The sequence below is a fragment of the Streptomyces sp. NPDC014870 genome, assembly GCF_043081505.1.
Classification (GTDB): Bacteria; Actinomycetota; Actinomycetes; order Streptomycetales; family Streptomycetaceae; genus Streptomyces.
In genome coordinates this window covers 681375-698955 of sequence record NZ_JBIBWQ010000003.1, presented here as the reverse complement: position 1 = coordinate 698955, position 17581 = coordinate 681375, and the positions used below count along the sequence as shown (strand labels likewise).

The following is a 17581-nucleotide window of genomic DNA, read 5'->3' as shown; positions in this document are numbered from 1 at the left end:
AACGTGTAAGGGGCGGGGGTCACTTGCCCCCGCCCCTTACAAGACCCCGCCGCAGAGCGCGGGGTTCCGCTTTACTGCTCCGACTTCGCCGCCGTCTTCACTCCGACCTGGCCGCCGTCTTCACTCCGACTTCGCCGCCGTCTTCTTCGCGGCGGTCGTCTTCTTCGCCGCCGCCGTCTTGGCCGTGGCCGTCGTCGTCTTCTTCGCGGCGGTCTTCTTGGCCGCCGTCTTCTTCGCCGGGGCGGCCTTCTTGGCGGCCGCCTTCTTCGCGGGCGCCTTCTTGGCCGCCTTCTTCGCCGGCCCCTTGGCCCGCTTCTCGGCGAGCAGCTCGTAGCCGCGCTCCGGCGTGATGTCCTCGACGCTGTCCCCGGTCCGCAGGGTCGCGTTGGTCTCGCCGTCCGTCACGTACGGGCCGAACCGACCGTCCTTGACGACGACCGGCTTCTCGCTGACCGGGTCGGTGCCCAGCTCCTTCAGCGGCGGCTTGGCGGCCGCCCGGCCACGCTGCTTGGGCTGCGCGTAGATCGCGAGCGCCTCCTCCAGCGTGATCGTGAAGAGCTGCTCCTCGTCCGTCAGCGAGCGCGAGTCCGTGCCCTTCTTCAGGTACGGGCCGTAGCGGCCGTTCTGCGCGGTGATCTCGACACCCTCGGCGTCCGCGCCGACCACGCGCGGCAGGGACATCAGCTTGAGCGCGTCCTCCAGCGTCACGGTGTCCAGCGCCATGGACTTGAAGAGCGAGGCGGTCCGCGGCTTCACCGCGTTCTTGCCGGTCTTCGGGGTGTCCTCGGGCAGGATCTCGGTGACGTACGGGCCGTACCGGCCGTCCTTCGCGACGATCTGGTTGCCGCTGACCGGGTCGGTGCCCAGCTCGAAGTCGCCGCTCGGCTTGGCGAGCAGCTCCTCGGCGTACGCGACGGTCAGCTCGTCGGGCGCGAGGTCCTCGGGCACGTCCGCCCGCTGGTGGCCCTCTGCGTCCTTCTCGCCCCGCTCGACGTACGGGCCGTAGCGGCCGACGCGCAGCATGATGCCCTCGCCGACCGGGAAGGAGGAGATCTCCCGGGCGTCGATCGCGCCGAGGTCGGTCACCAGCTCCTTCAGACCGCCGAGGTGGTCGCCGTCGCCGTTGCCTGCGTCCGCCGCGCCGCCCTCGCCGGTGCCGCCGCCCTCGCCGAAGTAGAAGCGCTTCAGCCACGGCACGGCCTGGGCCTCGCCCCGGGCGATGCGGTCGAGGTCGTCCTCCATCTTGGCGGTGAAGGAGTAGTCGACGAGGCGCCCGAAGTGCTTCTCGAGCAGGTTGACCACGGCGAAGGAGAGGAACGACGGCACGAGCGCCGTCCCCTTCTTGAAGACGTAGCCGCGGTCGAGGATCGTGCCGATGATCGACGCGTACGTCGACGGGCGGCCGATCTCGCGCTCTTCCAGCTCCTTGACCAGGCTGGCCTCGGTGTAGCGGGCCGGCGGCTTGGTCGCGTGGCCGTCGACCGTGATCTCCTCGGCGGAGAGCGCGTCGCCCTCGGCGACCTGCGGCAGCCGGCGCTCGCGGTCGTCCAGCTCGGCGTTCGGGTCGTCGGCCCCCTCCACGTAGGCCTTCATGAAGCCGTGGAAGGTGATCGTCTTGCCGGACGCGCTGAACTCGGCGTCGCGGCCGTCGGCCGCCCGGCCGCCGATCTTCACGGTGACCGAGTTACCGGTCGCGTCCTTCATCTGGGAGGCGACGGTCCGCTTCCAGATCAGCTCGTAGAGCCGGAACTGGTCGCCGGTCAGGCCGGTCTCCGCCGGGGTGCGGAAACGATCACCCGAAGGACGAATCGCCTCGTGCGCCTCCTGCGCGTTCTTGACCTTGCCCGCGTAGACGCGCGGCTTCTCCGGCAGGTAGTCGGCGCCGTACAGCTGCGTGACCTGCGCGCGAGCCGCCGTGACGGCGGTGTCGGAGAGGACCGTGGAGTCCGTACGCATGTAGGTGATGAAGCCGTTCTCGTACAGCTTCTGGGCGACCTGCATGGTCGCCTTCGCGCCGAAGCCCAGCTTCCGGCTCGCCTCCTGCTGGAGGGTGGTCGTCCGGAACGGGGCGTACGGGGAGCGGCGGTACGGCTTCGACTCGACCGACCGGACGCTGAAGGAGGTGTCGGCGAGCGAGGCGGCGAGCGCGCGCGCCTTCTCCTCGTCGAGGTGGAGCACGTTCGCGGTCTTCAGCCGGCCGTCGGCGCCGAAGTCACGGCCCTGGGCGACGCGCGCCCCGTCGACCGAGTTCAGGCGGGCGACCAGCGAGGACGGGTCGGAGGGGTCGCCGGCGCGGCCGGTGGAGAAGGTACCGGTGAGGTCCCAGTACTCGGCGGAGCGGAACGCGATGCGCTCGCGCTCGCGCTCGACGACGAGCCGGGTGGCGACGGACTGGACGCGGCCGGCGGAGAGGCCGCGCATGACCTTCTTCCACAGGACCGGCGAGACCTCGTAGCCGTACAGCCGGTCGAGGATGCGGCGGGTCTCCTGGGCGTCCACCATGCGCTTGTTCAGCTCGCGCGGGTTGCGGACGGCCGCCTGGATGGCGTCCTTGGTGATCTCGTGGAAGACCATCCGGTGGACCGGGACCTTGGGCTTCAGGACTTCCAGGAGGTGCCACGCGATGGCTTCGCCCTCGCGGTCCTCATCGGTGGCGAGGAAGAGCTCGTCGGACTCGGCCAGCTGCTCCTTGAGCTTCCTGACCTGTGCCTTCTTGTCGGCGTTGACGACGTAGATGGGCTGGAAGTCGTGCTCGACGTCGACACCGAGGCGGCGCACCTCGCCGGTGTACTTCTCCGGCACCTCGGCCGCGCCGCTCGGGAGGTCGCGGATGTGCCCGACGCTCGCCTCGACGACGTAGCCGGGGCCGAGGTAGCCCTTGATCGTCTTCGCCTTGGCAGGCGACTCGACGATGACGAGTCGGCGGCCGCCCTGTGCGGTCTCGCTGGTCGGGGACAACTTCGCTCTTCTCTCCGGTCGACGCTCGGTGGCACGTACGGCGCTGGCACTCCGCGTGCACGCACGGCCGCGGCACGCAGGGTGACGCTGCCATCGCTGCGGAGTGTGACGGTACAACCCGCCCCCGTGTCAAACGGCGAAAGCCCGCAACGGCCACTCGAACGGTAACCCGACTCCTGGCATTCCTGCCGCCCGGACTCCCGGTCCGGTGGGGCGGGACCAAGCGGAACGACCTCGTCACACCCGGCCGAAGCACCACACCCCGAGGAGCAGGAAGAGCAGTCCGAAGATCGTCGTGAGCGTGCCGGCGACCCGGGTGGCGACCCCCTGGGCGACGGGTTCCCCGTGCGCCACGCGCACCCCCGTCCACAGCAGCAGTGCGGCTCCGAACAGCGCGAACGCCGTTCCGGCGAAGATCGCAGGCCCGCTCTCCATGCCCCTACCCCGTTCCCTTCACGAGCCCCGGTGGCACCCGGTGGCCCTGGAGGCCGAGGCTGGCACCTTCCGGCGTCCGAGGTGCGAATTCCGGGTGAACGACGCGGGCGGTCCCGTACGGGTTCACGAATATGGCCGGTAGTGTCCCCCCGCCCCCGGCCGCCTCGTCCGTCACCTCACGACGGCGCGAACGGGCGCCCGGAGCGTGTCGCGGCTCACCTCGGGAGCCCGGTGCCTTCCGGTCTCCCGGCCTCGCGGTCTCCCGGCGCTTTGCCGGTGCCTCCCCGCGCCGAGGGGTCAGCCCGACGGGAGCAGGAAGCCCTCCTCCACCAGGAGCCGGATGGCCTGCGGCGTGCGGTCCCGCAGCAGGACGGGGTCCTCGCCCATCAGCTGACCGATCGCGTCCAGGATCCGGCCGGCGCTCAGTGTCCCGTCGCAGACGCCCGCGAAACCGGCCCCCACGTGGTCCACCTTGGTCGCGCGGCGCATGCCCCGGTTCTGCCGCAGCACCACGTGCTCCGGGTCTTCGGCGCCCGGCAGCCCGACCTGCTCCTGCACGACCTCGGGCGCGAGGGTGAAGTGGTCGGCGAGCAGGGCCGCGTCGTCGCGCGAGCGCAGGTAGTCCTGGCGCTCGAAGTGGGCGACCACGGTGTCGCCGAGCGGCTGCTCGACGGGGTGCGGCCACTCCTCGATCACGAGGGACGGCTCGACCGCGCCCGAGGCCACGGCCGCGTTCTTCCGCAGGGTGATCCAGCCGAAGCCGACGGCCTTGGTCTTGCGGGCCTCGAACTCGTCGAGCCAGGCCTCGTACCGCCGTGCGTACTCCGCCGGGTCCGCGCGGTGGTCGCCGCTGTCCCGCAGCCACAGCTCGGCGTACTGGGTGATGTCCTGGACCTCGCGCTGCACGATCCAGGCGTCGCAGCCGCGCGGCACCCAGGAGCGCAGCCGCTCCTGCCACTCCTCACCCTCGACGTGCTGCCAGTTGGCGAGGAACTGGGCGTACCCGCCGTCGTTGAGCCGCTCGCCGGCCTCCTGCACGAGCGTGCGGCAGAGGTCGTCGCCGCCCATGCCGCCGTCGCGGTAGGTGAGCCGGGCGCCGGGGGAGATGACGAACGGCGGGTTCGAGACGATCAGGTCGTACGTGTCCCCGTCGACCGGCTCGAAGAGCGAGCCGGACAGCAACTCGGCGCCGCGGGCGCCGGAGAGCGCGAGGGTGAGGCGGGTGAAGTCCAGGGCGCGCGGGTTCAGATCGGTCGCGGTGACCAGCGTGGCGTGCTGGGCGGCGTGCAGGGCCTGGATGCCGGAACCGGTGCCGAGGTCGAGCGCGGAGGAGACCGGCGTACGGACCGTGATGCCGGCCAGGGTGGTGGAGGCGCCGCCGACGCCGAGGACGACCCCTTCGTCCTTCTGGCCGATGCCGCCCGCCCCGCCGACCGCGCAGCCCAGGTCGGAGACGATGAACCAGTCCTGCCCGTCGGGTCCGCCGTACGGCCGGACGTCGACGGAGGCACCGACCTCCTGCTCGTCCTCCCGGGCCACCAGCCAGCCGTCCTCCAGGCACTCCTCCAGCGGCAGCGCCGCGGCGGCGCGGGCGCCGGAGACGGGCTGCTGGAGGAGGAAGAGCCGCACGAGGGTCTCCAGTGCGGAGTCCCCCCGGGTGGCGCGCAGCGCGGGCACGGTCTCGCTGCGGGCGAGCGCGGCGTAGGCGGGGGCGCCGAGCAGTTCGAGCAGGCCGTCGGCGGTGAAGTCGGCTGCGAGCAGGGCCTCGCGGAGCCGGGCGGCGCGCGCGGGGACAGGGAGGCGGGAGGTCAGGCTGGTCGTACTCACCCCACCATTGTGGCGGCCGACACCGACATTGCCGCGTCAGCCCCACCCCGCGTGGGGTCGCGCGTGGAGCCGTACGGGGGCCACGCGCGCGTAGGTCGTACCGGGCCCACGCGCGCGTAGGTCGTCGAGGATCACGCACACGTGCGGCGTACCGGGCCCCACGCCCGCGTGCGTCGTACCGGCCCCACGCGCGCCCAGGCCGGTCGTACGAGGGCCCCGGGCGAGGCGTGCTCGGCCCGGGGCCCTCGTCGGGCGCGTTCCCGCGCCGCCGAAACGTCCGCTCTACTCCGAGCTCTTGCTCGCGGAGCCGGACGGCTTGGCGGAGGTCCCGCCGGACGGCGTGGAGCCCGCCTTCGGGGAGGACCCGGCGGGCGAAGGCGTGGCCTTCTGGCAGCCCGGCTGCTTCGCCATGGCGGTGCCCAGCTCGCCGGACTGCAGCTTGGCCAGCGCGTCCTGGTCCATCTTCTCGATCTTCTTCAGGCCGTCGGCGACGTCCTGGAGACCGTCCGCGAACTTCTGCTGGTTGCTCGGGTCGAGCGCGTCGACCTGCTTCTTCAGCGCCTCGTAGGCGACCGCCGTGGAGTTGAGCTCCTTGACGGCGTCCTGCTGGAGCTTCTCGCCGTTGTCGACCGGCGGCGCCCCCGCGCCCTCGATGGCCTTGGCGAGCGCCCGGTCCGCGTTGGCGATGTCCTGGAAGGCCTTGGAGTCGGCGGCCTGGATGTCGGCCGGCTTGCCGTCCGCGGCCGTCGAGATGATCAGCTGCTGGGCGTCGGCCCGCTTCTGGATCTGCGGCTTCGCCTGGTCGCAGACCGTCTTGGCCCAGTCGTTCACCTTGTCGCCGTCGTCGCTGCAGCCGGACAGCGTGAGCGCCAGCACAGCGGCGCCTGACAGCGCGACAGCAAGCTTCTTGTTCACCGGTTCGGTCCCTTCCAAGGCTCTCGGCCCCGGAACATACACGCCGAGCGCGCGACATCCACCTTTCAGGCGACTGATTCATCCGATATTGCAGCCGATTGCACCAAGGGAGAGACACCTCACGCGGACACGCGAAACGGGCGGACAGCACGTCAGAACGTGCCGTCCGCCCGCCTTCTGACCTGGTATTACGAAATCACCGGAGCGTCCGGCGAGCCCGCCGAGCGCCGCGCGGCGTTGCCTTCGTCACCCACGTCCCCGCTCTCGCCGCTCTCGTCACTCTCGTCGTCCCCGACGACCACGGAGCGCCGCTTGGAGACGTAGACCGCGGCCACGATGACGGCGACCGCGAGGATCGCGACCATGGTCCGCAGTCCGGCGCTCGCGTCGTCGCCGTAGCTGAACTGCACCACGGCGGGCGCGATCAGCAGGGCGACCAGGTTCATCACCTTCAGGAGCGGGTTGATGGCCGGGCCCGCGGTGTCCTTGAACGGGTCACCGACGGTGTCGCCGATGACGGTGGCGGCATGTGCCTCGCTGCCCTTGCCGCCGTGGTGGCCGTCCTCGACGAGCTTCTTGGCGTTGTCCCAGGCGCCGCCGGAGTTGGCGAGGAAGACCGCCATCAGGGTGCCGGTCGCGATGGCCCCGGCGAGGTACGCGCCGAGCGCGCCGACGCCGAGCGTGAAGCCGACCGCGATCGGCGCCATGACGGCGAGCAGCCCGGGCGTGGCGAGTTCGCGCAGCGCGTCCTTGGTGCAGATGTCGACCACGCGCCCGTACTCGGGCTTCTCGGTGTAGTCCATGATCCCGGGGTGCTCGCGGAACTGCCGCCGCACCTCGTAGACCACGGCGCCGGCCGAGCGGGAGACGGCGTTGATCGCGAGCCCCGAGAAGAGGAAGACGACCGCCGCGCCGAGGACCATCCCGAAGAGGTTGTTCGGCTGCGAGATGTCCATCGAGAGGTTCATCCCGGAGGCCTTGGCGCCGACGTCGGCGACGGCCGTGGCGATGGCGTCGCGGTACGAGCCGAACAGCGCGGCCGCCGCCAGGACGGCCGTGGCGATGGCGATGCCCTTGGTGATGGCCTTGGTGGTGTTGCCGACGGCGTCGAGGTCGGTCAGGACCTGCGCGCCCGCGCCCTGGACGTCGCCGGACATCTCGGCGATGCCCTGCGCGTTGTCGGAGACCGGCCCGAAGGTGTCCATGGCCACGATCACCCCGACCGTTGTGAGCAGCCCGGTGCCGGCCAGGGCGACCGCGAAGAGCGCCAGCATGATGGACGTGCCGCCGAGCAGGAACGCTCCGTAGACGCCGAGCCCGATGAGCAGGGCCGTGTACACGGCGGACTCCAGGCCGATGGAGATGCCCGCGAGGACGACGGTGGCGGGGCCGGTGAGCGAGGACTTGCCGATGTCCTTGACCGGGCGCCGGGTCGTCTCCGTGAAGTAGCCGGTGAGCTGCTGGATCAGGGCCGCGAGGACGATGCCGATGGCGACGGCGACCAGGGCGAGGATCCGCGGGTCGCCGGGGTGGTCGGAGATCCCGGCCTCGGTGACGCCCTTGAGGTCGGCGTAGGAGGACGGCAGGTAGGCGAAGACGGCGATCGCGACCAGGGCGAGGGAGATGACGGCGGAGATGAAGAAGCCGCGGTTGATGGCGGACATGCCGCTGCGGTCGGCGCGCCGCGGGGCGACCGCGAAGATGCCGATCATCGCGGTGACCACGCCGATCGCCGGGACGATCAGGGGGAAGGCGAGGCCGAGGTCGCCGAAGGCCGCCTTGCCCAGGATGAGGGCGGCGACGAGCGTCACGGCGTACGACTCGAACAGGTCGGCGGCCATGCCCGCGCAGTCGCCGACGTTGTCGCCCACGTTGTCGGCGATGGTCGCCGCGTTGCGCGGGTCGTCCTCGGGGATGCCCTGCTCGACCTTGCCGACGAGGTCGGCGCCGACGTCGGCCGCCTTGGTGAAGATGCCGCCGCCGACCCTCATGAACATGGCGATGAGGGCCGCTCCGAGTCCGAAGCCCTCCAGAACCTTGGGCGCGTCGGCCGCGTAGACGAGGACGACGCAGGACGCGCCGAGCAGGCCGAGGCCCACGGTGAACATGCCGACCACTCCGCCCGTGCGGAAAGCGATCTTCATGGCCTTGTGCGCGACGGTGGTGAGATCCTTTTCCGGTTCACCGGGCGCCGGGGTCGCCTCTCGGGCCGCAGCGGCCACGCGCACATTCGCCCGCACCGCGAGCCGCATGCCGATGTATCCGGTGGCCGCCGAGAAAAGCGCACCCACCAGGAAGAACAGAGAACGCCCGGCGCGCTGCGACCAGTTGTCGGCGGGCAGCAGCATCAGCAGGAAGAACACGACGACGGCGAAGATCCCGAGTGTGCGCAACTGCCGGGCGAGATAGGCGTTGGCGCCCTCCTGCACGGCTGCCGCGATCTTCTTCATCGAGTCGGTGCCCTCACCGGCCGCCAGCACCTGACGGGTCAGGACCTGGGCGACGAGCAGGGCCGCGAGCGCGACGGCCGCGATGACGATCACGATCGTACGGTTCTCGTCCGTGAGTACCGCCGCGGCGAGAGAAGTGGGGTGTCCGGTCAGTTCTGGGTTGAAGAGCCCCGCCATTCGTCCTCCTTGACGTTTGCGAGGTCAAGACGTGGACGGATTGTAGGGAGCGGAACCTGATCAAAACAGGGCGCCGCAAATGGAATTCAACATTGCCTTGATCTTCCCACCGAATGCGGTAATGGGCCAAAAGCATTGGCACATGATCGATGATCTAGAGAAATGAAAAGAGGCCCTGCTCGGCAGGGCCTCTTTTCACGATCTTGGCTACGGCATTCGGCCGTACGGACGCGGTCAGGGAATCACGACCGCCGGGTTGGTCGGCCAGCTCATCCTGATGACCCCGCCCTCCTCGCCGGCCCGGACCTCGACGTCGTCGACGAGCCCGCGGATCACCGCGAGACCCATCTCGTCCTCGCCGTCGGCGTCGTCGAACTCCTCGGCCGGCGCCTCGTCGCGCGCGCCGGGGACACCGGCAGCGTCCGCCGCGGCCACACCCGCGCCCGGGACCTCGTCGCCGACCTCGATGGAGAACGTCTTCTCCTCCTCGGTCAGCACGACCCGGACGGGGGTACTCACGCCGTTGCTGCGGTGCAGTCCGACCGCGCGGGAACACGCCTCGCCGACGGCGAGTCTGACCTCGTCGAGCACCGCCTCGTCCACCCCGGCCCGGCGCGCCACCGCGGCCGCCACGAGGCGGGCCGTGCGGACGTGCTCGGGCTGGGCGCTGAAGCGGAGTTCAACGGTGGCCATGCGGTCCCCCTAGGAACGTCTGGGCGGGCAACTCGGAGGACCGGGCGTGTGCGGCCCGGTTCTCCACTCCTTCTTCCGGCCTCTGCGGGCCGTCAGTCGGTGGCGCTGACGGCCTCGTCGACCGTGGTGTGGATGGGGAACACCTTGGTCAGACCAGTGATCCGGAAGATCTTGAGAATGCGCTCCTGGTTGCAGACCAGGCGCAGCGAGCCCTCGTGCGCGCGCACGCGCTTCAGGCCACCCACCAGCACGCCGAGGCCGGTCGAGTCGAGGAAGTCCACGCCTTCCATGTCGACAACCAGGTGGTAGCTGCCGTCGTTCACCAACTCGACCAACTGCTCGCGCAGCTTGGGCGCGGTATACACATCAATCTCGCCACCGACCTCGACGACCGTACGGTCGCCACTCGGGCCGGACACATTGCGAGTCGACAGGGACAGGTCCACGGATCCTCCAGCACCTTGCTATCGAGCGGTCGTCCCTCAAGTCTCCCGGGCGGAGTCGGGGGACGGATCGCCAGCCGCGATGGCATTCAATCACTTACCAGCAGCCATGCACGACGCCTTGGGAGCATTGTCCGTCACGCCAGTGACACACTCGATGCCGATGGCCAAGAATCACCGCCCCAGTCGTCCAGCCGGGGACACGGGCAGCCGCCCCTCCCCCGGCATGGTCCTCGACCGGCTCTCCTCGGGCGAGAGCCGGGCCGCGCGCATCACTCATACGGAGCACTTGCCCGCCCGGGAGGGTCGCCATGCAGTCTGGCCGCATCGCATCCGTCCCGAGGTGATCGCGGCGATCCAGGCCGCGGGCATCGAGCACCCCTGGGCCCACCAGGCCCAGGCCGCCGAGCACGCCCTGAACGGCGAGTCCGTGGTGATCGCGACGGGCACCGCCTCGGGCAAGTCGCTGGCCTATCTCGCCCCGGTCCTCTCGACGCTCCTGGACGGCTCGGAGGCCGCCAACGGCCGGGGGACCACCGCCCTCTACCTGGCGCCCACCAAGGCCCTCGCCGCCGACCAGCGGCGCGCGGTCCGTGAGCTGGCGGCTCCGCTCGGCAACCGGATCCGGCCGGCCGTCTACGACGGCGACACGCCCGTCGAGGAACGGGAGTGGGTCCGCCAGTACGCGAACTACGTGCTCACCAACCCCGACATGCTGCACCGGGGCATACTGCCCTCCCACCCCAGGTGGTCCTCCTTCCTGCGCTCCCTGCGCTACGTCGTGATCGACGAGTGCCACACCTACCGGGGCGTCTTCGGCTCCCACGTCGCCCAGGTGCTGCGCCGGCTGCGCCGCGTCTGCGCCCGGTACGGCGCGGACCCCGTCTTCCTCCTCGCCTCCGCCACCTCCGCCGAGCCCGCCCAGGCCGCCGGCCGGCTCACCGGCCTGCCCGTCACGGAGGTCTCCGACGACGCCTCCCCGCGCGGCGAGCTGGTCTTCGCCCTCTGGGAGCCGCCGCTGACCGAGCTGCACGGCGAGCAGGGCGCCCCGGTCCGCCGCACGGCCACCGCCGAGACCGCCGACCTGCTGACCGACCTGACCGTCCAGGGCGTCCGCTCGGTCGCCTTCGTGCGCTCCCGGCGCGGCGCCGAGCTGATCTCGGTGATCGCCCAGGAGCGGCTCTCCGAGGTCGACCGCTCCCTGGCCCGCCGCGTCGCCGCCTACCGGGGCGGCTACCTGCCCGAGGAGCGCCGGGCCCTGGAGCGCGCCCTGCACTCGGGCGAGCTGCTGGGCCTGGCCGCCACGACCGCCCTGGAGCTGGGCGTGGACGTCTCCGGCCTGGACGCCGTGGTGATCGCCGGCTACCCGGGCACGAGAGCCTCCCTGTGGCAGCAGGCGGGCCGGGCGGGCCGCTCGGGCGAGGGCGCCCTGGCGATCCTGGTCGCCCGCGACGACCCGCTGGACACCTTCCTGGTCCACCACCCGGAGGCGCTGTTCCGGCAGCCGGTCGAGTCGACGGTCCTGGACCCCGACAACCCGTACGTCCTCGCCCCACACCTGTGCGCCGCCGCCGCGGAGCTGCCGCTGACCGACGCCGACCTGGCCCTCTTCGGCCCGGCCGTCACCGAACTGCTGCCCCAACTGGAGGCCGCCGGGCTGCTCCGCCGCCGCGCCGCCGGCTGGTACTGGACCCGCCGCGAGCGGGCCGCCGACCTGACCGACATCCGGGGCGGGGGCGGCAGCCCCGTCCAGATCGTGGAGGCCGCCACCGGCCGCCTCCTCGGCACGGTCGACGAGGCCGCCTCGCACACCGCCGTCCACGAGGGCGCCGTCCACCTCCACCAGGGCCGCACCTACCTCGTGAAGACCCTCGACCTGAAGGACTCCGTGGCCCTGGTCGAGGAGGCCGCCCCGCCGTACTCGACCACCGCCCGCGACACCACCTCCATCTCCGTCCTGGAGACCGACACCGAGATCCCCTGGGGCGCCGGCCGCCTCTGCTACGGCTCCGTCGAGGTCACCAACCAGGTCGTCTCCTTCCTCCGGCGCCGCCTGATCACCGGCGAGGTGCTCGGCGAGACCAAGCTCGACCTGCCACCCCGCACCCTGCGCACCCGGGCCGTGTGGTGGACGGTCACCGAGGACCAGCTCGACGCCGCCCGGATCAACCCGGAGATCCTCGGCGGCGCCCTGCACGCCGCCGAGCACGCCTCCATCGGCATGCTGCCGCTCTTCGCGACCTGCGACCGCTGGGACATCGGCGGGGTGTCCGTACCGCTCCACCCCGACACGCTGCTGCCCACCGTCTTCGTCTACGACGGGCATCCGGGCGGCGCGGGCTTCGCCGAGCGGGCCTTCCACACGGCCCGCGCCTGGCTGACGGCCACCCGGGAGGCGATCGCGTCCTGCGAGTGCGAGGCGGGCTGCCCCTCGTGCATCCAGTCCCCCAAGTGCGGCAACGGCAACGACCCGCTCCACAAGCGCGGCGCCGTGCGCCTGCTCACGGAACTGCTGCGGGAAGCCCCTCCGGCCCCTCCCGCCCCGACAGCGCCCCAGGAGGCCCCGCCCGCGCCCTGACCCGCGGTGTGTACGGCCCGAGGCGCACGGCCGCCGTCACGTCCGCGACATCGCCCCGCACCACGCAGCGCACCACGGCCGCCCCCTGCGCGGCGGCGACCCGGTCCGCGGCCGCGCAGGCGGTCTCCTCACCCCACAGGGCCCGGTCGGCGGCGGCGAGCGCCGCCAGGTCCGCGGCCCCGCCCGCCCGGTGCCGGGCCGCCACCGCCTGCCCGAGCGCCAGGACCGCGCCGAACACCACGCACAGGACACAGGCCGCGAAGGCCGTCCACACCGTGGCCATCCCCCGGTCCCGGCCGGCGCCACGCGGCGCGCGCACCGCCGTGCCCGCCCCTCCCCCGCTCACGACACCGGCACCCCCACCGAGTCCTCGGCGAGCGCCGCCGCACCCGCGCGCAGCGTCAGACCCATGCCGCCGGGGCCGGGTGCCGGGGCCTCCACAGTCACCCGCCACAGCTCGCCCGAACGGGTGACCGCGACCCGCGCGCCCTCCGGCGCGGCCGCCCGGGCGGCCGCCTCGGCACCGGCCACCGGCTCCGACCTGGCCACCGCCCGCGCCCCGGCCCGCGCCGCGTCCACGCACTGGATCTGCGCCGCGGCGGCGCCGAGCGCCCAGACCAGCGCCATGGTGAACACCACCAGCGCGGGCAGGGCCATCGCCGCCTCCACGGTCACGGCCCCCTGGTCGTCAGAACGGCGCATCGAGCGCCTTCCCGATCACGGACTCCAGCGCCCCGGACACCGACCCACTGGTCACGATCTTGTAGAGCACCGTGGCGAACCCGGCCGCCGCGATCGTCCCCATCGCGTACTCCGAGGTGGTCATCCCCGCGTCGCCCCGCGCTGCCGCCCGTCGATCCCGCCACCGGGCGGACGTCCGCCGCTTGCGCCGCCTCTGTGCGGCCATGGCTGTCGTGGTCGCTGCATCCGTCTCACCTGTGTTCGTCATGCCAACCCCCTTGTGTCGTCATCGCGTTCGTCGTGCTTCGTGGTCAGTTCCGCAGGAGTCCGGTCGCGAGTCCGATCACCACCGGGGCCACTCCCACCGCCAGGAAGGCGGGCAGGAAGCAGAGCCCCACGGGCGCGGTGATCAGGACCTGGGCCCGCTGGGCGCGGGCCGCCGCCGCGCGGGCCCGTTCCGCGCGCAGGTCGGTCGCGTGCCGTGCGACGGCCTCGGCGGCGGGCGCCCCCGAGGAGCCGGCCCGCTCAAGGCAGCGGGCCAGGGCCTCGGCTCCGGGTATCGCGCCGAACCTCCGCCACACATCGGCCGGTTCACCACCGAGCCGCAGCTCTCCGGCCGTCCGCGTCAGCCGTTCGCCGAGCGGTCCGCCCAGCGAGCGCCCCACTGCCTCGGCCGCCTCGCCGGGCCCCGCTCCGGCGGACGCGCAGGCCGCCAACAGGTCGGCCGCGAGCGGCAACTGCCGTACGGCCTCGTCCTCGTCACCGGTCGCCGGGGCGCGGCGCGCGCTCCACCGCCGGACGCCCCAGCCGGCGGCGATGCCCGCCAGGATCCCCGGCACGCCACCGACGAGGGCCAAGGCGAGGGCCGCGGTCGCGAGTGGTGCGGCCCAGGTCCGCAGCCAGGGCGGGCATCCGTTCCCGAACCGTCGCCCCCGCGTCGGCCCGACGCCCAGGAGGGCCTCGGCCCGTTTCCGCGTCCGTCGCTCGCGCCGACGGTCGGCGACCGCGCAGGCCGCCCAGGCGAGCGAGGCGAGGACCGCGACGGTCACCCCCAGGCTGTGGACGAACTCCCCGGTCACACCCGCTCCCCTCCTCGGACGATCCGGGCCGCCCACCACAGGCCGGCCGCTTCCAGGGCCGCGCCGACGGCCAGGCACCCGAGACCCACCGGGGTGTGCAGGAGCACGTACAGCGGGCGGGCGCCGAGCGCCGAGCCGAGCACGAGCCCGACGGCCGGGAGCACCGCGAGCACGGCCACCGTCGCCCAGGCACCGGCCAGTTGGGCCCGCAGCCGCTCCCGCTGGGCCCGGTGCTCCCGCAGCGCGGCCTCCAGCCGGTCGAGCCCGGCCGCGAGCCCCGCGCCGCCGTCGACCGCGACCTGCCAGCAGGCCGCGAGACCGGCCAGCCCGTCCGCCCCGTCCTGCCGCGCGGCCCTCCGCAGGGCCAGTGCCACATCGCCGCCGAACCGGGCCGCCGCGAGCACCTCCGCCTCCTCCCGCGGCCCGAGGGCCCCCGTCGCCCGGACCGCGAACCGCAGCGCCCGCGCGGGCTGCCGCCCCGCCCTCAGCTCGGCAGCGACCGCGCCGCACAGGCCCACCACCGCGTCGGACCGCGCCTCCCGCTCCCGGCGGAGCTCCATGGCCCGCAGCCGGCGCCCCACCAGCGGGACCGCCACCGCGCCCGCCACCAAGGGCAGCGGCGACTCACCGAGCACCGCGAGGACCGCCGCCACCGGCAGGCAGAGCCATGCGCGCCGCCCCCGCGCGGCGGCCCACCAGCGCTCGCCGAGCGCCCGCCACGACGGACGCCGGTGTTCCCCCGCCGCACCCGGAGCCCCGACGCCCGCAAGCACGAGGCGCGCCCGGCGCAGTCCTCGCTCCCGCTCGGCGACCCGCCACAGCGCCGCCCCGGCACAGAGCACCGCCGCGGCCTGGGCCGGCGCCCACTGGTCCGCCGTCATGAGCCACCCCCGATCAGCGCCCGCAGCCGCTCCCAGCCGCGCTCCCGCTCGAAGCCGGACGCCGCCCAGCGCAGCGCGGGCACGGTGACCACGAGCCCCGCCGGGTCCCGCTCCAGGACGTGGATCTCAGCGATCCGACGGACTCCCGCCCTGTCCCGTACGAGATGCAGCACCGCGGAGAGTCCCGCGCCCAACTGGCTGTGCAGGGACGCCCGGTCGAGCCCCGCTGCCGTTCCGAGAGCTTCGAGGCGGGCCGGTACGTCCGCCGCCGTATTGGCGTGGAGCGTGCCCGAGCCGCCCTCATGGCCCGTGTTCAGGGCTGCCAGCAGGTCGACCGCCTCGCCTCCGCGCACCTCTCCGACGACCAGCCGGTCCGGCCGCATCCGCAGCGCCTGCCGGACGAGGTCCCGCAGGGTCACCAGACCCGCGCCCTCCTGGTTCGCCGGCCGCGCCTCCAGGCGCACCACGTGCGGATGGTCGGGCCGCAGCTCGGCCGAGTCCTCGGCGAGGACGATCCGCTCCCGCTCGCCGACCAGGCCGAGGAGCGTGGACAGGAGCGTCGTCTTCCCCGAGCCCGTCCCTCCGGAGATCAGGTACGAGACCCGGGCCTCGATCAGGGCACGCAGGATCCGCTCGCCGTCCGGCGGCACCGTGCCCGCCCGGGTCAACTCCCCTACGGAGAAGGCCCGGGGCCGCACGACCCGCAGCGACAGGCACGTCGATCCGACGGCCACCGGTGGCAGCACGGCGTGCATGCGGGTCCCGTCCGGCAGCCGGGCGTCCACCCAGGGCCGGGCGTCGTCGAGGCGCCGGCCGGCGACCGCCGCGAGCCGCTGCGCCAGTCGGCGCACGGCCAGGGCGTCAGGGAAGCGGACCCCGGTCAGTTCGAGACCGCTGCCCCGGTCGACCCAGACCCGGTCGGGGCCGGAGACCAGCACGTCGGTGACGGCGGGATCGGCGAGCAGCGGCTCCAGCGGTCCGGTGCCGACCAGCTCACTGCGCAACGCCTCGGCCGCGCCCAGGACTTCCGCGTCCCCGAGCAGCCTGCCCTGCTCCCGCAGCGCCGCCGCCACCCTGGCCGGTGTGGGCTCCGCCCCGCTCTCGGCGAGCCGCTGCCGCACGGCCTCCAGGAGCCCCGGGCCGCCGCCGTGCGTCGTGACGGCGGTCATGCGACGGCCTCCGATGCGAGCGCGCGCTCCCAGAACGCGGCGCAGAACCGGCCGAGCGGTCCGCGCGCCTCGTCGCCCGGCGGCGCCCCGCTGTCGAGCGCGGCCAGGAGGCCCGGATCGTGCGGGAGTTCCCCCGCGAGCGGCAGCCCGAGGGTGTCCGCGACCCACTGGTCGTCGATCCCGGGCGCGTACGGTCCGCGCACCACCGCGCGCAGGTCGGCGAGGACCTGACCGGCGAGGGAGGCGATCCGGTGGGCCGCCGCGACGGCCCGCAACTCGCCGGGGACGACGAGGAGTCCGAGGTCCAGCTGGGCCAGCGCCTCGGTCACCGCCTCGTCGATCCGGCGGGGCAGGTCCACCACGACGATCCCGCCCCTCCTGCGCGCCGCCGCGAGGACCGCGCGCATGGCCTCCGCCGGAACGAGGACCGTGTCGCCGCGGTCCCAGCTGAGCACCCGCAGCCCGCGCACCGAGGGCAGGGACTCCTCCAGGGCGCCGCCGCCGACCCGCCCCTTGGAGGCGACGAAATCGGGCCACCGCCGGCCCTCGGCCCGCTCCCCGCCGAGCAGGACGTCGAGGCCGCCGCCGAGCGGGTCGCCGTCCACCAGCAGGGTGCGCCGCCCGGTCCTGGCGGCGGCGAGGGCGAGCGCGCAGGCCAGGGTGGAGGCCCCGGCTCCGCCGCGGCCGCCGATGACACCGACGGTCAGGGCCTGGCGGCCCGCGCCCTCGGTGGCGTCGGCGATGCGGTCGACGAGCCAGCTCTCGGCGTCCGGCAGCCGCAGCACGCAGTCGGCGCCGATCTCGACCGCCTGCCGCCACACCCCGGGATCCTCGGGCACGTCCGGGTCCCTGCCGACGAGGATCACCCCCTGCCTGCGCGCCGCCCCACGGCAGCGCGCCGCCACGTCGGTGCCGACCAGGACCAGCGGGGCGTCGGTCCAACTCGCCCGGCGCTCGGGCACCGTGTGGTGCACCTCGGGCTCGGCGCCCGCCGCGGCGCAGAGCCGCAGCAGGTCGTCGAGGAGCCCGAGGTCCTCGGTCACGATCAGCGGCCCGGCCGCACGAACGCCCCCGGCCGGCCCGACCGCCGACGAGGTCCGCGAAGCCCCCCGCGCTCCCGGGGCCCCGCGACCGCCCGCCGACCCGTGAGCACCGCGCGCCCCCGAAGCCCTTCCCGGCGTCCTCGACGTCCCCGGCGTCCCCGCCGTCCGCGTCGGCGAAGCCCCCGAAGCCCTCGCGGTCCTCGCGGTCCTCGCCGGTCCGAAAGTCATGGTTCCCGCCACAGCACACGCCCC

The 17581-nt window shown here is 73.5% G+C and carries 15 protein-coding genes; 1 reads left to right on the top strand and 14 read right to left on the bottom strand.

Annotated features, from left to right (window positions below; genetic code table 11):
* Positions 1-120 precede the first annotated feature (120 nt).
* From topA to ACF09C_RS11900, 7 genes are all read right to left on the bottom strand, one after another.
* On the bottom strand, positions 121-2958 hold the full coding sequence (topA, locus tag ACF09C_RS11930) for a type I DNA topoisomerase (RefSeq protein WP_392091236.1): 2838 nt from the start codon (positions 2956-2958) through the stop codon (positions 121-123).
* A 237-nt stretch (positions 2959-3195) separates the two neighbouring features.
* Positions 3196-3393 carry a hypothetical protein gene (locus tag ACF09C_RS11925; protein ID WP_392091234.1) on the bottom strand — a complete coding sequence of 66 codons (198 nt, stop codon included), beginning with the start codon at positions 3391-3393 and terminating at the stop codon, positions 3196-3198.
* Positions 3394-3690: 297 nt separating this feature from the next.
* On the bottom strand, positions 3691-5220 hold the full coding sequence (locus ACF09C_RS11920) for a methyltransferase (RefSeq protein WP_392091232.1): 1530 nt from the start codon (positions 5218-5220) through the stop codon (positions 3691-3693).
* A 282-nt stretch (positions 5221-5502) separates the two neighbouring features.
* On the bottom strand, positions 5503-6135 hold the full coding sequence (locus ACF09C_RS11915) for a small secreted protein (RefSeq protein WP_392091231.1): 633 nt from the start codon (positions 6133-6135) through the stop codon (positions 5503-5505).
* 188 nt (positions 6136-6323) lie between these two features.
* Positions 6324-8762 carry a sodium-translocating pyrophosphatase gene (locus ACF09C_RS11910; protein WP_392091230.1) on the bottom strand — a complete coding sequence of 813 codons (2439 nt, stop codon included), beginning with the start codon at positions 8760-8762 and terminating at the stop codon, positions 6324-6326.
* 234 nt (positions 8763-8996) lie between these two features.
* Complete coding sequence (locus ACF09C_RS11905) at positions 8997-9455, bottom strand: ATP-binding protein (RefSeq protein ID WP_362414398.1); 459 nt, start codon at positions 9453-9455, stop codon at positions 8997-8999.
* Between the two features lie 92 nt (positions 9456-9547).
* Positions 9548-9901 carry an STAS domain-containing protein gene (locus ACF09C_RS11900; protein WP_362414401.1) on the bottom strand — a complete coding sequence of 118 codons (354 nt, stop codon included), beginning with the start codon at positions 9899-9901 and terminating at the stop codon, positions 9548-9550.
* A 79-nt stretch (positions 9902-9980) separates the two neighbouring features.
* Between ACF09C_RS11900 and ACF09C_RS11895 the strand changes: the two genes are divergently transcribed.
* On the top strand, positions 9981-12476 hold the full coding sequence (locus tag ACF09C_RS11895; protein WP_392091228.1) for a DEAD/DEAH box helicase: 2496 nt from the start codon (positions 9981-9983) through the stop codon (positions 12474-12476).
* On the opposite strand, the gene ACF09C_RS11890 is transcribed toward ACF09C_RS11895, so the two are convergent.
* The 7 genes from ACF09C_RS11890 to ssd are packed head-to-tail and all read right to left on the bottom strand — an operon-like array spanning position 12400 to position 17329.
* Positions 12400-12822 carry an Rv3654c family TadE-like protein gene (locus ACF09C_RS11890; protein WP_392091227.1) on the bottom strand — a complete coding sequence of 141 codons (423 nt, stop codon included), beginning with the start codon at positions 12820-12822 and terminating at the stop codon, positions 12400-12402. The genes ACF09C_RS11895 and ACF09C_RS11890 overlap by 77 nt on opposite strands.
* Positions 12819-13178: a TadE family type IV pilus minor pilin gene (locus ACF09C_RS11885; protein WP_392091226.1), complete on the bottom strand. Its 360-nt coding sequence runs from the start codon at positions 13176-13178 to the stop codon at positions 12819-12821. The genes ACF09C_RS11890 and ACF09C_RS11885 overlap by 4 nt, the downstream gene beginning before the upstream one ends.
* A complete protein-coding gene (locus tag ACF09C_RS11880; RefSeq protein ID WP_392091225.1) occupies positions 13165-13425 on the bottom strand; it encodes a DUF4244 domain-containing protein in 261 nt (86 codons plus the stop codon). Before ACF09C_RS11880 ends, ACF09C_RS11885 begins: the two co-directional genes overlap by 14 nt.
* Positions 13426-13468: 43 nt before the next feature.
* Positions 13469-14236 carry a type II secretion system F family protein gene (locus ACF09C_RS11875; RefSeq protein WP_392091224.1) on the bottom strand — a complete coding sequence of 256 codons (768 nt, stop codon included), beginning with the start codon at positions 14234-14236 and terminating at the stop codon, positions 13469-13471.
* Positions 14233-15117 (bottom strand): type II secretion system F family protein, encoded by an 885-nt coding sequence (locus ACF09C_RS11870; protein ID WP_392091223.1) that lies wholly within the window; start codon positions 15115-15117, stop codon positions 14233-14235. Before ACF09C_RS11870 ends, ACF09C_RS11875 begins: the two co-directional genes overlap by 4 nt.
* Entirely contained in the window at positions 15114-16286 is a 1173-nt protein-coding gene (locus ACF09C_RS11865) for a TadA family conjugal transfer-associated ATPase (protein ID WP_392091221.1), read from the bottom strand. Before ACF09C_RS11865 ends, ACF09C_RS11870 begins: the two co-directional genes overlap by 4 nt.
* Positions 16283-17329, bottom strand: a complete 1047-nt coding sequence (ssd, locus tag ACF09C_RS11860; protein ID WP_392091220.1) for a septum site-determining protein Ssd — start codon at positions 17327-17329, stop codon at positions 16283-16285. Before ssd ends, ACF09C_RS11865 begins: the two co-directional genes overlap by 4 nt.
* Positions 17330-17581: the final 252 nt, after the last annotated feature.

Coding starts and splice junctions, on each gene's coding strand:
- ACF09C_RS11925 (WP_392091234.1), bottom strand. CDS start 3,393: ATGGAGAGCGGGCCTGCGATCTTCGCCGGAACGGCGTTCGCGCTGTTC.
- ACF09C_RS11910 (WP_392091230.1), bottom strand. CDS start 8,762: ATGGCGGGGCTCTTCAACCCAGAACTGACCGGACACCCCACTTCTCTC.
- ACF09C_RS11905 (WP_362414398.1), bottom strand. CDS start 9,455: ATGGCCACCGTTGAACTCCGCTTCAGCGCCCAGCCCGAGCACGTCCGC.
- ACF09C_RS11895 (WP_392091228.1), top strand. CDS start 9,981: ATGGCATTCAATCACTTACCAGCAGCCATGCACGACGCCTTGGGAGCA.
- ACF09C_RS11885 (WP_392091226.1), bottom strand. CDS start 13,178: ATGCGCCGTTCTGACGACCAGGGGGCCGTGACCGTGGAGGCGGCGATG.
- ACF09C_RS11880 (WP_392091225.1), bottom strand. CDS start 13,425: ATGACGAACACAGGTGAGACGGATGCAGCGACCACGACAGCCATGGCC.
- ACF09C_RS11870 (WP_392091223.1), bottom strand. CDS start 15,117: ATGACGGCGGACCAGTGGGCGCCGGCCCAGGCCGCGGCGGTGCTCTGT.
- ACF09C_RS11865 (WP_392091221.1), bottom strand. CDS start 16,286: ATGACCGCCGTCACGACGCACGGCGGCGGCCCGGGGCTCCTGGAGGCC.